The organism is Streptomyces sp. NPDC057565, assembly GCF_042801455.1.
Lineage (GTDB): Bacteria > Actinomycetota > Actinomycetes > Streptomycetales > Streptomycetaceae > Streptomyces > Streptomyces yanii.
On the sequence record NZ_JBHVFU010000004.1, the window covers coordinates 225,316 to 240,876 of the forward strand.

The window sequence follows — 15,561 nt, forward strand, 5'->3', positions numbered from 1 at the left end:
ACAGATCTGGCATTCCCTACGGAATTGGTTCACGCAGGGAATGAACGGCCGTTTCGCCCTGGCTGGGCCAGGCCACCGCCGGGAGCGGTTCCTTTCCAGGAAGACCTCCCCCGGCACGGCCGCGTCACATTATCAGGCTTTTCACAGCGGGTTTCGTCGAGGTTAAGGGTAAAGAAAGGGCTGCCCGAACGACGAGGTGCGGCTCTCCCGCGGGAGAGCCGCACCTCGTCGTTCACCTTCTGACCATCGGTCAGCTCTCGGTGTCGGCCGAGACGACCGTCGGCGACGACTGCTCCGCGGCAACCGTCTTCTTCGCCGCCTTCTTGGCCGTCGTCTTCTTCGCAGCGGTCTTCTTCGCGGCGGTCTTCTTGGCCGCCGTCTTCTTGGCGACCGCCTTCTTGGCCGTCGCCTTCTTGACGGTCTTGCGCGCCGTCTTCTTCGCCGGGGCCTCGGTCTCCGCAGCTCCCGCGGCCTGTGCTGCCTCGACTGCGGCGGCGACCGGCTCCACGTCGGGCTTCGGCTCGGTGGAGCCGGTCACCACGACGACCTCGGCGCCGTCCGCACCCGCGGGCGATCCCGCGGGGGCGGTGACCTTGCGGGTCACCCGGCGCCGGGCACGCGGCGGGGCGGCCGGAGCGGCCACCTCCTCCGGTGCGGCCTCCGCCTGCGGCGCCTCGGCAACCGGAACCTCGGCCACCACGTCCGCCACGGACAGCGGCGCTTCGACCGGCGCGACCTGCTCGGCCGGGGCCGGCGAACCCGCCGGAGCAGTCGCCTTGCGGGTCGCCCGACGGCGCGTACGGCCCTGCGGCGCCTCGGCCACGGGTGCCTCGACAGCCACCGGAACCTCGACGACCGGCTCGGGCTCGACAACCGGCTCGGGCTCGACAACCGCTTGGACCTCGGCAGCCGGCTCCGGCTCCACAACCGGAGCGGGCGCGGGTGCGGACTTCGGGGCGCCGGCCGGGGCCGATGCCTTACGGGTCGCGCGCCGACGGCCACGGCCACGCGAGGCAGCCGCCTCGGCCTCGGCCGGGCTGCTGTACAGCTCCTCGTCCGGTACGAACTCCGGCTCGGGGAGCGCCAGCGGGGCTGCGACCTCCGCAGCCACCTCGGCCTCGGTCTCCACCTCCGCCTCGACATGCTCGTGCTCGACGAGGTGCTCGTGCTCGGGCTGCTCACCGGCACCACCGCGGCCGCGCTTCTTGGCCCGCTTGCCGTTGCCACCGCCACCGATCGAGCTCGGCTGCTCCATGTGCACGATCACGCCGCGCCCATTGCAGTGGACACAGGTTTCGGAGAACGACTCCAGCAGCCCCTGGCCCACCCGCTTGCGGGTCATCTGGACCAGGCCCAGCGAGGTGACCTCGGCGACCTGGTGCTTCGTACGGTCGCGACCCAGGCACTCCAGCAGACGCCGCAGCACCAGGTCCCGGTTGGACTCCAGGACCATGTCGATGAAGTCGATGACGACGATGCCACCGAGGTCGCGCAGCCGCAGCTGACGCACGATCTCCTCGGCCGCCTCCAGGTTGTTCCTGGTGACGGTCTCCTCGAGGTTGCCGCCCTGACCGGTGAACTTGCCGGTGTTGACGTCGACGACGACCATCGCCTCGGTCTTGTCGATCACCAGCGAACCGCCGCTGGGCAGCCAGACCTTCCGGTCCAGCGCCTTCATCAGCTGCTCGTCGATCCGGTACGTCGCGAAGATGTCGACCTCGGAGGTCCACTTCGACAACCGGTCCGTCAGGTCGGGGGCGACATGCCCGACGTAACCGTGGATGGTCTGCCACGCGTCGTCACCGCTGACGATGACCTTCGAGAAGTCCTCGTTGAAGATGTCGCGGACGACCCTGACGGTCATGTCCGGCTCGCCGTAGAGCAGCGTCGGCGCGTTGGCGCTGCCGTTGCTCTTCGACTTCTTCTGGATGTCCTCCCACTGCTGCTGCAGCCGCTCGACATCACGGCGCAGCTCGTCCTCGCTCGCGCCCTCGGCCGCGGTACGGACGATGACGCCCGCGTCCTCGGGGACGATCTTCTTGAGAATGGTCTTCAGCCGGGCGCGCTCGGTGTCGGGCAGCTTGCGGCTGATGCCGGTCATGGAGCCCTCGGGCACATAGACCAGGTAACGGCCGGGCAGCGAGACCTGGCTGGTCAGGCGGGCACCCTTGTGGCCGATCGGGTCCTTCGTCACCTGGACGAGGACCGACTGGCCGGACTTCAGCGCGGTCTCGATCCGGCGCGGCCCGTGGGCCATGCCGAGCGCCTCGAAGTTCACCTCACCGGCGTACAGGACGGCGTTGCGCCCCTTGCCGATGTCGACGAAGGCGGCCTCCATGGACGGCAGTACGTTCTGCACCTTGCCCAGGTAGACGTTGCCGACGTAGCTGGTGGCCTGCTCCTTGTTGACGTAGTGCTCGACAAGCACGTTGTCCTCGAGGACACCGATCTGGGTGCGCTCGCCGTTCTGGCGGACGACCATCACGCGATCGACGGCCTCACGGCGGGCCAGGAACTCCGCCTCGGTGATGATCGGGACGCGGCGGCGGCCCTGCTCACGGCCCTCGCGGCGACGCTGCTTCTTCGCCTCCATACGGGTCGAGCCCTTGATGGACTGGACCTCGTCGAAGCCGGTACCGGGCTCGGCCGCTTCCTTCCCGCGCCGCTCCCGCGGCTCGCGGACCTTGACGACCGTACGCTCCGGGTCGTCCGTGCCGGACTCGGCCTCGGGCGACACGTCACCACTGCGACGGCGGCGACGACGGCGACGACGGCTGCTGCTGGAACCTGAGGCGGCCGCCTCGTGGTCCTCTTCCTCCTCCTCGGCCTCGTGACCGGGCTCGTGCTCGTCCTCGGACGTGTCGGCGGCGTGCTCGTCGGCGTGCTGCTCCGCGGCTTCGTCCGATTCGCTGGGCTCACCGCGGCGACGGCGACGGCCACCGCGACGGCGACGGCGCGACGGACGGTCCCCGTACTCGTCCGACTCCTCGCCCTCGTGCTCGGCTTCGCCCTCGGCCTCCGCCTCGAGCTCGTCCTCGGCGTGCTCCTCCACCGGGGCGGCAGGGGCGGGCGCCCGGTCGGCGACCGGCTCGGTCTCGACGACCTCGCCGCGGCGGCGGCGACGGCGCCGGGAACCGCCCTGCGGTGCGGCCTCGGCGGCCGGGGCCGCCTCTTCGGCCGACGGGGTCTCCTCGGCCGTCTCGATCTCTTCCTCGGCCTCGTCGTAGTGCGCGGCGGGACCGGCGGCCGCGGCGGCGGCAGCGGCCGTCTCCGGGGTCTGGAACATCGGCTCGGCGAAGACCGGCGCCTGGAAAACGGCCACGGCGGGACGCGTCGCCCGACGGCTCTTGCGGGCGGGCTCCTCGACCTCGCCGGTGAACTCCGGCCGGCCTGCGGGGGCGGTGGCCCGGCGGCGGGTACGACCACGCGGCGCGGCGGCCTCGGGCTCCTCCTCCGGCTCGGCGACCGGCTCCTCGGCGGCCTCGGCCTCGACCACGGCCTCCACCGGCGCCACGGGCTCGACGATCTCGGCGGCCTGCGGGGCACCCGCGGGCGAGGTGGCCTTGCGGGAGGCCCGACGACGGCCGCGCGGGGCAGCCGGCTCGGCAGCCTCTGCGGTCTCGGTGACCTGTACGGCCTCCGCGGCCACCACGGGCTCGACGATCTCGGCGGTCGTGGTGTCGCCCGACACGGGCTGCGGGGCACCCGCCGGAGCGGAGGCCCGGCGGCGGGTACGGCCACGCGGGGCGGCGGCCTCGACGGGCTCGGCAACAGGTGCCTCGATCGGAGCGACGGTCTCGACGACCGGCGCCGCCTCGACGACCTCAGCGGCCTGCGGGGCGCCTGCCGGAGCCGTGGCCTTGCGCGTCGCCCGACGACGCGCACGCGGCGCCGGAGCGGCCTCAGTGGGCTCTGCGGCTTCGGCGGGCGCAGCAGCCTCGGGGATCTCTTCGGCCTTGGGCGCACCCGCGGGAGCGGTCGCCTTGCGCGTCGCCCGACGACGCGGACGCGGCGCCTCGGCGGCCTCGGCGGGCGCAGCGGCTTCGGCAGGCTCCGCCACCTCGACGGCCTCGACGATCTCGGCGGCCTGCGGGGCGCCCGCGGGGGCGGTCGCCTTGCGGACCGCGCGGCGGCGAGTACGCGCCGGCGGCGCGGCCTCCGCCTCGGCGGCAACGGTGTCGGACGCTTCGGCGTCAATGGCCGGTATGGCCGGCGCGACCGCCTCGGCGGCTTCCGCACCCGTGGCACCCGTCGACGGCGGGCCTGCCGGGCGGGACGCTGCGCGGCGCCTACGGCGCGGCGGCAGCTTGTCGCCGGGGGCGTTGTTCTCTTCGGCGTTCCCGGTCGTACCGGGTTCGATCGGTTCGAGCATGCGGGCGGTTCTCCCGTCACGCTCCCGGGCGCCGCGCCTGATTCCGGTCCGGCACGGTCCGCATGAAAGACGCGGTACCGCCGTCCGGGGCGCGGGCGCCGCACGGGAGCTGAATGTCTGGCTCGCCGGTTCCGTCCGCGATGTACGCACGGCCTGGCGAAAGTCTTATGGGTCAGCGCGCGACCCGGCCCAGGTGGCTCCCGAGCCCGAGGGCTGCGCTACAACGACCGGCCTTACGCGGAACCTGCACCTTCCGGCGCCGTCGCGACGGCGGTCCCGGTGGCCGTGGGTTGCGCGGCCGGGGATGCCTCGCGGTCGGGCGCGAGCGGGTCGGTCACCGTGCCGGACTCCTCGTCGAAGAGCCCCTGCGCCAGCCTGGTCACCGCTGCGGGGACCGGCGGCGCCAGGTCGGCCACAACGCGGAGACCGGACAGGACGTCGTCAGGTCGCACGGCAGGTGTCACGTGCCGAACAACCAGCCGCAGTATCGCACAGGCCTTGTCCCCGGGCCTATCAGCGCCGGGATCGACGGCCTCGAGACCGGCGACGGCCGCGCGGGCGTCGAAGGTCCGCATGCCGTTCTTCGTACGGCGCTGGACCTCGACGGTCTCGGCGCCGAGGAATCCGGCGACGGCCTTCTCGGCGTCCTCGAAGGGGACCCCGTCGAGCCGCATCTCCCACACCGAGGCGGTCAGCCGGTCGGCGAGACCCGAGGTGCGGGCCTCCACGGCGTCGGTGATGTCGAGACCGTCCGGGAGCGACTCGTCGAGCAGTGCGCGCAACGTGTCGGGGTCCCGCGGCTCGGTGAGGGCGATCTCCAGGAACTCGGCCTCGCTGCCCGTGCCGGTGGGTGCGGCATTGGCGTACGAAACCTTGGGGTGCGGGGTGAAGCCCGCCGAGTAGGCCATGGGCACCTCGGCGCGGCGCAGCGCCCGCTCGAACGCGCGCTGGAAGTCGCGGTGGCTGGTGAACCGGAGGCGGCCGCGCTTGGTGTAGCGCAGTCGGATGCGCTGCACCGCCGGTGCGGGCGGCGGGCCTTCGGGCTGTCGCTTGCCCAGTGGTTCTTCTCCTCGGTGCGGAGCGGGCGCGGTGGCACGCCGCCCTCGAAATACGGGTGGCCCGGGGGTGTCCGGTCCGGCTCACCCCTGCTTGTGCAGGGAGATCTCGGGTTCGGGCGCCGCGCTGGGCACAGTCGTTGTACTACCCAGAGTACGCGCAAGGGGGCGCACCGGTTCCCGGGGCTCGGGGACCGGGCCCCCGCCGACCAGTGCGCGCCATGCGTCGCGGCGGGCCTGCCGCACGCTCTCGCGTGCGGCGTTCAGCGCACTGCGGGCCGCACGTCCCGCCTCGACCGCGGCGCGCTTGGCGGGGGCCCAGACCGCGTCGCGGACGACATGTCCCACGGGTGTGCACACCGTGCGGTAGACCCAGGTCGCCGGGGCGCCGATGAGATGCCACGCCAGCCGGGCGATCGCCCGGCCGACGGCCCGCGAGACGAATCCGGCGATACGCCAGGCGACACCGATGGCGGTGGCGATCTCCCGTCCGACCGGGGCGAGGACCCGGCGGTACAGCACGCTCACCGGGGCGACCAGCAGCGTCATGACGAGCCGGACGACCGCCGCCCCCAGCCCGCGGGCGGCGGCGACGACACCGCGGGCCAGCAGGCCGGCCAGCCGGACGATGCCGTGGCCGAGCGGGGTGAGCAGTTCCCGGTACGTCCAGGCCAGCGGCAGCACGACCAGGTGCTCCACCAGCCAGGTGACGGCGGCCGCGAGCGGCACCAGGAGGTAGCGCCACACGCCGACGACGGGCCGGACGAAGAGCACGGTGAGCAACAGACCGACCGCGGTGGCGACGCCGCGTCCGGCAGGGATGAGCAGTTCGCGGTACACCCACCGCAGTCCGTGCCCCAGCGGCGTGAGGACAGCCCTGTGGAACCACAGGACCGGGACGACGACCCCGTACCGGACGACGGGCACGACGACATGGCGCCACAGCGCCACCCACGGCCATACGAAGACGGCCGCGCCCAGCCACAGCAGCCCCTGCCCGACCACGGCGGCCAGCCACCGCAACCCGTGCCCCAGCGGGGTGAGGACCGACTCGTACAGCAGGACCAGCGGGACGACGACGAGCACCCTGCCCAGCCAGGACAGGGCCCGTCCCAGAGGGCGCAGCACGACCCGGTCGGCGGCCCGTGCGGTGGCGACGAGTACGTCCCAGATCATCCGTACGGGCAGGACGAGCACCAGCACCACGATCCGTACCGGAATCCTGATGAGCGTGGTCAGGCAGCCGTCACCGGTTTCGTAGTGCGCGGGTGCCTGATGCCTGCCGTACGCGCGGGGCTGCTTCTCCTGGTCCATGGGGAACAGGACGCGAAAGGCCCGGACCGGGGTTTCCCGGGCCGAGCCTTCGTCATCGAGCTGTCACCCGAAGGGTGACGCCCGGTGTGACTCGACGCCCGGTGTTACTTGACGACCGTCAGAGGGAGCAGCTTCTTGCCGATCGGGCGACCTGAATGTGCGTGTCCATCCACAGATGGACACCCCCACGTCCATATCCAGCGGCACCCCCCGTCGTTGTGCAGAGCGTGAAGAGACGAATGAAGACGGAACAGAGTGCGCCCACAGCGGGCTCGTACTGGAGGGAGAGAGACCTGGCCCTGCTTGAGGAGCTGAGACGCACGGAGAGAACGCTTCCAGCGGAGGCGCCGCGGGCTCTCTTGTCCGTGAGGCTCTCGACGCTTACGGCGGAGACCACGTCGCCCGCCCGACAGGAGCTTGAACTGCGCATGCTCGCCAAGGAGCGTGGCTACCGTGTCGTCGGGGTTGCCAGTGACCTGAACGTCTCCGCAACCCGGGTTCCACCATGGAAGCGGAGGGAACTGGGGCACTGGCTGAACGACAGGGTGCCCGAGTTCGACGTGCTGCTCTTCTGGAAACTGGACCGATTCGTCCGCCGCCTCACCGATCTGAGCATCATGGTCGAGTGGTGTCTGAGGCACGGGAAGAACCTCGTCTCTCGACACGACGCAATCGACCTGTCCACCTCGGCCGGGAGGATGATAGCAGCGGTCCTCGGTGGCGTGGCCGAGATCGAGGCGGCCAACACCAGTACCCGCGCAGCGAGCCTCTGGGACTACGCACGGACCCAGCCCGACTGGCTCGTGGAAAAGCCTCCCTATGGGTATATGACTGATGACCGCGGAAAGCTGGTCATCGATCCGCGGGCGTACCGCGTTCTGCGCTGGTGCCATGGCGCAACCGCGCGGGGTCTCTCGGCTCGCCGGATGACCACCGTGCTCATCCGCGCTCGGATCCCCACAGGCGGTGGCGGGCAGTGGACCACCAGCACCTTGCTACGGAGGCTGCGGAATCCAGCACTGATGGGGTTTCGAGTCGAGGAGGAGAAGAACGGTGGCGTTCGCCGGTCGAAGATCGTCCGTGGTGATGACGGCAATCCGGTCAAGGTAGCCGATCAGATCTTCACCGAGTCGGAGTGGCTGTCTCTCCAGACAGCTCTGGACAGGAGGGCGAAGTCTCAGCCTGTCAGGAGGCGAGGCGGTGCGACCGAGTTCCTGGGGGTCCTGATATGCGCGGACTGCGGCACGAACATGACGGTCCACAGGACCAGCGTGAAGCAGCGCACGTACGAGTACCTGCGCTGCCGGAACTGTCCAAGTGGCGGTCTGGGAGCCCCGAACCCGGAAGCCGTGTACCGCCGACTGTTCGATGAAGTCATGACAGCGCTGGGTACCCAGCCGGTCCGCATTCGGAAGTACGTGCCCGGCGCTGGGGATCGAGACCGACGGACAGCACTCGAAGACGCCATCGCCCAGTACATAACAGGGCTGGAGCCCTGTGGGCGGTACACCCGCACCAAGTTCACACGCGAGCAGGCGGAGAAACGCCTGGAGCAGTTGATCACCGAGCTGAACAAGTTGTTCCCGGAGACTCAGGACCGTTGGGTCCAGGTCCACAACGGCGACACCTTCAGCGATCGCTGGGAACGAGGCGGCAGGGCGGCAATGGCCAGTGATCTGCTGCGAGCAGAAGTCATCTGCCAGGTGAGCAGGAACAAGGTGCCCAGGACCAGAGCGCCTGAGGTCCACCTGGAGCTGGTCATCCCACGAGACGTGGCAGACCGCCTAGTCGTCAAGAAAGACCAGTTCGCAGACGAAGCCCTGTAGGGCCGCCGGCCCTGTTGTGCGCAACAGGGCCGGCCTTTCCGCGAACTCCTACTTGTCGACCACAGTCAGCGGCAACAGCTTCTTGCCCGTGGGACCAATCTGAATGTCGAGACCGAGCTGCGGGCACACCCCACAGTCGAAGCACGGGGTCCAGCGGCAGTCCTCGACCTCGGTCTCGTCGAGCGAGTCCTGCCAGTCCTCCCAGAGCCAGTCCTTGTCGAGACCGGAGTCCAGGTGGTCCCAGGGAAGGACCTCCTCGTACGTCCGCTCGCGGGTGGTGTACCAGTCGACGTCCACACCGAACTCGGGGAGCGTCTTCTCGGCGCACGCCATCCAGCGGTCGTACGAGAAGTGCTCGCGCCAGCCGTCGAAGCGGCCGCCGGACTCGTAGACGGCGCGGATCACCGAGCCGACACGGCGGTCGCCGCGCGAGAGCAGGCCCTCGACGATGCCGGGCTTGCCGTCGTGGTAGCGGAAGCCGATCGAGCGGCCGTACTTCTTGTCGCCGCGGATCTTGTCACGCAGCTTCTCCAGCCGAGCGTCGGTCTCCTCGGCGCTCAGCTGCGGAGCCCACTGGAACGGGGTGTGCGGCTTGGGTACGAAGCCGCCGATGGAGACGGTGCAGCGGATGTCGTTCTGACCGGAGACCTCGCGGCCCTTGGCGATCACATTGACCGCCATGTCACCGATCTGGAGGACGTCCTCATCGGTCTCGGTGGGCAGGCCGCACATGAAGTACAGCTTCACCTGGCGCCAGCCGTTGCCGTACGCGGTGGCAACCGTCCGGATGAGGTCCTCCTCCGAGACCATCTTGTTGATGACCTTGCGCATGCGCTCGGAGCCGCCCTCGGGGGCGAACGTGAGACCCGAACGACGGCCGTTGCGGGTCAGCTCGTTGGCCAGGTCGACGTTGAACGCGTCGACACGGGTGGAGGGCAGTGAGAGGCCGATCTTGTCCTCGGTGTACCGGTCCGCGAGCCCCTTGGCGATGTCGCCGATCTCACTGTGGTCCGCGGAGGAGAGCGAGAGCAGGCCGACCTCTTCGAAGCCGGTCGCCTTGAGACCCTTCTCGACCATGTCGCCGATGCCGGTGATGCTTCGCTCCCGCACGGGGCGCGTGATCATGCCGGCCTGGCAGAAACGGCAGCCGCGGGTGCAACCGCGGAAGATCTCGACGGACATCCGCTCATGGACGGTCTCGGCGAGGGGGACGAGGGGCTGCTTCGGGTACGGCCACTCGTCGAGGTCCATGACGGTGTGCTTGGACACGCGCCACGGCACGCCCGACTTGTTCGGCACGACGCGGCCGATACGGCCGTCCGGGAGGTACTCGACGTCGTAGAACCGCGGTACGTAGACGCCACCGGTCCTCGCGAGGCGGAACAGCACCTCCTCGCGTCCGCCGGGCCGGCCTTCGGCCTTCCAGGCGCGGATGATCTCGGTGATCTCCAGGACCGCCTGCTCGCCGTCGCCGATGACCGCGCAGTCGATGAACTCGGCGATCGGCTCGGGGTTGAACGCGGCGTGGCCGCCGGCGAGGACGATCGGGTCGTCGAGACCGCGGTCCTTGGCATCCAGCGGGATGCCTGCGAGGTCGAGGGCGGTGAGCATGTTGGTGTAGCCGAGTTCGGTGGAGAAGCTCAGCCCGAAGACGTCGAACGCCTTCACCGGGCGGTGGCTGTCCACGGTGAACTGCGGCACCTTGTGCTCGCGCATCAGCTCTTCGAGGTCCGGCCACACGCTGTACGTGCGCTCGGCCATGACGCCCTGGCGCTCGTTGAGCACCTCGTACAGGATCATGACGCCCTGGTTGGGCAGCCCGACCTCGTACGCATCCGGGTACATGAGCGCCCAGCGGACGTCGCATTCGTCCCACGGCTTGACGGTGGAATTGAGCTCACCGCCGACGTACTGGATGGGCTTCTGCACATGCGGGAGCAGAGCTTCGAGCTGTGGGAAGACCGAATCGACAGACATCGCGAACTTTCGAGAGCCGACAGAGGGGACCATCCAGCGTACCCCGGCGCTCAGCCTGTCAGATCCGACCGCAATTTCGGCCGGGAGGCCCGCTCCCACACTCCGGGCAGTTCCCGTTCGCGGGCGGCCGCGGTCGCTTCCTCATGCCCGTACAGCAGCCCCCAGGTGAAGGCGGACTCCCCCGCCGCGTGCGCCTGGGCGGCCAGGGTGCGCAGGGCTTCGCGGGCGACGACGCTGTCCTGGTGGTCGCCCAGCACGGTCTGCACGGCCTTCATCCGCTTGGCGAACTTCTTGGCGGGCTTGCCCAAGGCGGGGGTGGCCGCCTCCCCCGCGTACCTGGCCCGCTTGGCGGCCTTGCGGGCCTGGTGCATCGCCACGTCCCGGTCCGGGCCGGCGGGGAGGTCCAGGGCGTGACCGATCCGGGTGGCCAGGCGTGCGTAGTCCTTGAGGACGGCGCGCGGCAGTGCGTCCTGCGGGCTGCGGTCCGCGGCGGGCAGCAGCGGCGGGTCGGCGAGGAACGCGTCGAGTGTGTCGAGGAGCGCCAGATACCGCTTTCCGTCGAGTACGCCGACGGTCCGGCGCCGGGAACCCGAGCGGCGGGCGGTGGACCAGATGCGCAGGCGACTGCGGACGGGCCCGAGGACGAGGATGCGGGGCAGGTCCGCGGTCCGGCTGCGGAACCGTTCGTCGAGGACCTCCTGGTCCCGGTCGACGCCGAGCTCCGCGGCCAGCCATTTCAGCTCGTCACCGATCGGATCGGTGACCGCCCGGTCCACAATCTTCCTGTACGTCCTGAAGACGCTGCGCAGCCTGCGTGTGGCGACCCGCATCTGATGCACGGAGTCGGGCAGATCGCGGCGTACGGCGGGGTCGAGGGCGACGATCGCCGTGATCTGGTCGCGTGCGTACGCCAGGATGTGGTCGCCCGCCGTCCGGGGCCGCGGCTTGCCGTCCCCCTCCGGGTGCTGCTTCCTCTTCGGGGCGGTCTCGTCGAGGGCCCTGGCCAGTTTGGACGGCGCCGCGGAGGGGCGTACGCCGCCCTTGCGCAGCCGGCGTTCGACGGCGTCGAGGAACGCGGGGTCGCCGTCGTCGGCGAGTTCGACCTCGATCTCGGTCCAGGCGGCGGTGCCGCTGCCGCCCGCGAGCCGCTCGGCCCGGACCTCGTCGACGCTGAGTTCGGCGAGCAGCGCGCCGTCGGCGTCGAGCAGGTGGTGGACGTCCCGGGTGGAGAGCAGCCGGACGACGGGGACGAGCTCCGTCTCGCGGACCCGGGAGCGCAGCAGCCCTGCGAGGCTGTCCGGAAGCGTGTCGGAGAGCGGGGCCCGGATCTCGTCGCGGATCCCGGAGGCGACCGGGAATTTGAGGTGCCAGCCGGCATCGGCGCCGCCGGTGCGGCGGCGCAGGGTGAGCGCGTCGGCCGCGAGCCGGTGGTCCTCGGTGTCGTAGTAGACGGCGTCCAGCTCCATGACGCCGCGGTGGTCCACTGCCGCGACGGCGGCCACCCGGGTCAGATCGGGAAGCCGGGTATCGACGGTGGCTTCGTACTTTCGCTCGATTTCACGCTTCGAGTCCGCCATGAACCGAATCTAGTCGCGTTTGCGCCCTCCCGGCAGGGGGCCGGGCGGATCTTCACCTGCTCAGGCCGACATCGGCCGCTGCACCCGGATCGACTGGAGCAGTCCGATGGCCACCCAGACGGCGAACATCGACGACCCTCCGTACGACACGAACGGCAGCGGGAGTCCGGCGACCGGCATGATGCCGAGCGTCATCCCGATGTTCTCGAACGCCTGGAAGGCGAACCAGGCGATGATGCCGGCGGCGACGATCGTGCCGTACAGCTCGGTGGTCTCGCGGGCGATCCGGCAGGCGCGCCACAGGACGACACCGAGGAGGACGAGGATCAGTCCGGCGCCGAGGAAGCCGAGTTCCTCGCCCGCGACGGTGAAGACGAAGTCGGTCTGCTGCTCGGGAACGAACTGGCCGGTGGTCTGGGTGCCCTGGAAGAGGCCGGTGCCGGTGAGTCCGCCGGAGCCGATGGCGATGCGGGCCTGGTTGGTGTTGTAGCCGACGCCCGCAGGGTCGAGCGCCGGGTTGGCGAAGGCGGCGAAGCGGGCGATCTGGTAGTCGTCGAGCAGGCCGAGCTGCCAGACGGCGACGGCTCCGGCCGCGCCGGCGCCGAGGAGTCCGAAGACCCAGCGGTTCGACGCGCCGGAGGCCAGGAGCACGCCGAGCACGATGACGGCCATGACCATGACGGAGCCGAGGTCCGGCATCCCCATGACGATCACCATCGGGAGGAGCGCGAGACCGAGTGCCTTGGCGACGGTCCGGTGGTCCGGGTGCAGCTGGTCGCCCGCGTCGACGCGGGCGGCGAGGATCATCGCCATCACCAGGATGATGGTGATCTTGGTGAACTCGGACGGCTGCAGGGAGAAGCCGCCGCCGATGATGATCCAGGCGTGGGCGCCGTTGACGGTGGCGCCGAGCGGGGTGAGGACCGCGAGGACCAGAAGCACCGAGAGGCCGTAGAGGACCGGGACGGCACCGCGCAGGGTGCGGTGGCCGAGCCAGATCGTGCCGACCATCAGGGCGAAGCCGATGCCGGTGTTGAGGGCGTGCCGCAGCAGGAAGTAGTACGGGTCGCCGTGGTTGAGCGAGTCCCGGCCGCGGGTCGCCGAGTAGACCAGGGCCGCGCCGATGAGGGAGAGCGCGATCGCGGAGCCGAGCATCGGCCAGTCGAGCCGGCGTACGACGGAGTCGCGGGCGGTGAGTCTGCCCCAGACACCGCGGTCGGGGGCATACCGGGAGACGGAGAAGCCGGCCATCAGTCGCGCCTCCCGAGCACCGCGGCGAGTGTCTGCTCCTCCGGGGCCTTCTGCGAGTTCGGGTCGTAGGGCTTGATCGTCGGGGCGTCGATCGTGCCGTCGTGCTGAATCTTGGGCAGGGACTTCTGCGGGGTGGGCAGCAGCGCCTTCTTGAGGTCCTGCTTGCCGGAGTCGTCGAGTCCGTAGAGCGCGTCGTAGATGTTGCGGACGGCAGGCCCGGAGGCGCCGGAGCCCGTACCACCCTGGGAGATCGTCATGACGATCGAGTAGTCCTTGGTGTACGTGGCGAACCAGGAGGTCGTCTGCTTGCCGTAGACCTCGGCCGTACCCGTCTTGGCATGCATCGGGATCTTGTCCTGCGGCCAGCCGCCGAATCGCCAGGCGGCGGTACCGCGGGTCGCGACGCCCGCCAGCGCCCCCTCCATCTGCTTCAGGGTCTTGGCGCTGGCCGGCAGCTTTCCGTGCGAATGGGGCTCGACCATGCGGACGTTCTTGCCGTCGGGGCTGATGATCGCCTTGCCGACGGTCGGGTCGTAGAGCGTGCCGCCGTTGCTGATCGCGGCGTAGATGGTCGCCATCTGGATCGGGGTGACGAGGGTGTCGCCCTGGCCGATGGAGTAGTTGATCGCGTCATAGGCGTGCAGCTTCATGCCCTCGAGGCAGTTCTCGTGGGCGAGCACAGTAACGAAGTCCTTCTTCTTGGGCCATTTCTTGGCCTGTTCGCACCAGGTGTCCTTGTTGGCCTTCCAGAAGGCCTTCTTCCACTGGCGGTCGGGGACACGGCCGGTGACCTCGTTGGGGAGGTCGATGCCGGTTTCCTTGCCGAGGCCGAACTGGTGGGCGGTCTTGAAGAACCAGTCCTTGGCGTTCTTCTTGGGTTTCAGCCCGCCGTCCTTCTGCCACTGCTGGTGGCCGAGGGCGTAGAAGACGGTGTCGCAGGAGACCTCGAGCGCCTGGCCCAGGGTGATCGCGCCGTGGCTCGCCGATTCGAAGTTCTTGTAGACATTGCCGTCGGCGGTGTACGAGCTGCCGCAGTTGTAGCGGCCGTCGAACGGGTAGCCCGCATTGATGGAGGCAGCGGTGGAGACCACCTTGAAGATCGAGCCCGGTGCGGCCTGGCCCTGGATGGCCCGGTTGAGCAGCGGATAGTTGGACTTCTTGCTGGTCATCCGGGCGTAGTCCTTGCCCGAGATGCCGCCGACCCAGGCGTTGGGGTCGTAGTCGGGGTTGGACGCCATCGCGACGACCCGGCCGGTCTTGGCCTCCATGACGACGACGGCGCCGGAGTCGGCCTTGTAGTTCTGGTTGGTGTTCTTGTCGAAGGACTTACGGGCCGTCTTCATGGCCTCGTTGAGCTCGTACTCCGCGACGGCCTGGACCCGGGCGTCGATGGAGGTGACCACGCTCGATCCGGGCTCCGCCTTGTCGTTCTTCGCCTCGCCGATGACCCGGCCGAGGTTGTCGACCTCGTAGCGGGTGACGCCGGCCTTGCCGCGCAACTCCTTGTCGTACGTGCGCTCCAGGCCGGAGCGGCCGACCTGGTCGGAGCGGAGGTACGGCGAGTCGGTTTTCTGGGCCTTGGTGATCTCTTCGTCGGTGACGGGCGAGAGGTAGCCGAGGACCTGGGCGGTGTTGGCCTTGCCGGGCGAGGCGTAACGGCGCACGGCGGTGGGTTCGGCGGTGATGCCGGGGAAGTCCTCGGCGCGTTCGCGGATCTGCAGGGCCTGCTGGGTGGTGGCCTCGTCGGTGACCGGGATCGGCTGGTACGGCGAGCCGTTCCAGCAGGGTTGCGGGGTCTTCGCGTCGCAGAGCCGGACCTTGTCGAAGACGTCCTTCGGCTTCATGTCGAGCACATCGGCGAGCCGGGTCAGAACGCCCTTGCCGTCGTCGTCCATCTTCAGCAGCTCGGTGCGGCTGGCGGAGACGACGAGGCGGGTCTCGTTATCGGCGAGGGGCACGCCGCGGGCGTCGAGGATGGAGCCGCGGACGGCGGGCTGGACGACCTGCTGGACGTGGTTGCTCTTCGCCTCGTCGGTGTATTCCCGGCCGTTGCGGATCTGGAGATACCAGAGGCGGCCGCCGAGTGTCAGGAGCAGGGAGAAGACGAGGACCTGGATGATGACGAGCCTGATCTGGACCCGCTGGGTCCGGCCCGTCTCCGGAATGTTGCTCACAGGGCGCCCCCGGCG

8 protein-coding genes are annotated in these 15,561 nt (G+C 70.0%); 1 reads left to right on the forward strand and 7 read right to left on the reverse strand.

Going from position 1 to position 15,561, the window contains the following annotated elements; translation table 11 throughout:
• Window positions 1-250: 250 nt before the first annotated feature.
• The 3 genes from ACFU8W_RS11090 to ACFU8W_RS11100 all read right to left on the reverse strand — a co-directional run bounded on the left by ACFU8W_RS11090 (window position 251) and on the right by ACFU8W_RS11100 (window position 6,741).
• Window positions 251-4,372 carry a ribonuclease E/G gene (locus tag ACFU8W_RS11090; protein WP_384034720.1) on the reverse strand — a complete coding sequence of 1,374 codons (4,122 nt, stop codon included), beginning with the start codon at window positions 4,370-4,372 and terminating at the stop codon, window positions 251-253.
• A gap of 233 nt (window positions 4,373-4,605) precedes the next feature.
• A complete protein-coding gene (locus ACFU8W_RS11095) occupies window positions 4,606-5,388 on the reverse strand; it encodes a TIGR03936 family radical SAM-associated protein (RefSeq protein ID WP_266985703.1) in 783 nt (260 codons plus the stop codon).
• A 123-nt stretch (window positions 5,389-5,511) separates the two neighbouring features.
• Window positions 5,512-6,741, reverse strand: a complete 1,230-nt coding sequence (locus ACFU8W_RS11100) for a hypothetical protein (RefSeq protein WP_384034724.1) — start codon at window positions 6,739-6,741, stop codon at window positions 5,512-5,514.
• A 239-nt stretch (window positions 6,742-6,980) separates the two neighbouring features.
• Between ACFU8W_RS11100 and ACFU8W_RS11105 the strand changes: the two genes are divergently transcribed.
• The gene (locus ACFU8W_RS11105) at window positions 6,981-8,567 is read left to right on the forward strand and encodes a recombinase family protein (RefSeq protein WP_384034727.1); all 1,587 of its coding nucleotides are present in this window, start codon (window positions 6,981-6,983) and stop codon (window positions 8,565-8,567) included.
• Between the two features lie 48 nt (window positions 8,568-8,615).
• Here ACFU8W_RS11105 and ACFU8W_RS11110 read toward each other — a convergent pair whose 3' ends face one another.
• The 4 genes from ACFU8W_RS11110 to mrdA are packed head-to-tail and all read right to left on the reverse strand — an operon-like array spanning window position 8,616 to window position 15,546.
• Window positions 8,616-10,544: a TIGR03960 family B12-binding radical SAM protein gene (locus tag ACFU8W_RS11110; protein WP_345518297.1), complete on the reverse strand. Its 1,929-nt coding sequence runs from the start codon at window positions 10,542-10,544 to the stop codon at window positions 8,616-8,618.
• 50 nt (window positions 10,545-10,594) lie between these two features.
• Window positions 10,595-12,121 (reverse strand): CHAD domain-containing protein, encoded by a 1,527-nt coding sequence (locus tag ACFU8W_RS11115; RefSeq protein WP_384034731.1) that lies wholly within the window; start codon window positions 12,119-12,121, stop codon window positions 10,595-10,597.
• A 60-nt stretch (window positions 12,122-12,181) separates the two neighbouring features.
• The gene (gene rodA, locus ACFU8W_RS11120) at window positions 12,182-13,372 is read right to left on the reverse strand and encodes a rod shape-determining protein RodA (RefSeq protein ID WP_384034734.1); all 1,191 of its coding nucleotides are present in this window, start codon (window positions 13,370-13,372) and stop codon (window positions 12,182-12,184) included.
• Window positions 13,372-15,546 carry a penicillin-binding protein 2 gene (gene mrdA / locus ACFU8W_RS11125; protein ID WP_384034737.1) on the reverse strand — a complete coding sequence of 725 codons (2,175 nt, stop codon included), beginning with the start codon at window positions 15,544-15,546 and terminating at the stop codon, window positions 13,372-13,374. The genes rodA and mrdA overlap by 1 nt, the downstream gene beginning before the upstream one ends.
• Window positions 15,547-15,561 lie beyond the last annotated feature (15 nt).

Coding starts and splice junctions, on each gene's coding strand:
- ACFU8W_RS11090 (WP_384034720.1), bottom strand. CDS start 4,372: ATGCTCGAACCGATCGAACCCGGTACGACCGGGAACGCCGAAGAGAAC.
- ACFU8W_RS11100 (WP_384034724.1), bottom strand. CDS start 6,741: ATGGACCAGGAGAAGCAGCCCCGCGCGTACGGCAGGCATCAGGCACCC.
- ACFU8W_RS11105 (WP_384034727.1), top strand. CDS start 6,981: ATGAAGACGGAACAGAGTGCGCCCACAGCGGGCTCGTACTGGAGGGAG.
- ACFU8W_RS11110 (WP_345518297.1), bottom strand. CDS start 10,544: ATGTCTGTCGATTCGGTCTTCCCACAGCTCGAAGCTCTGCTCCCGCAT.
- ACFU8W_RS11115 (WP_384034731.1), bottom strand. CDS start 12,121: ATGGCGGACTCGAAGCGTGAAATCGAGCGAAAGTACGAAGCCACCGTC.
- rodA (WP_384034734.1), bottom strand. CDS start 13,372: ATGGCCGGCTTCTCCGTCTCCCGGTATGCCCCCGACCGCGGTGTCTGG.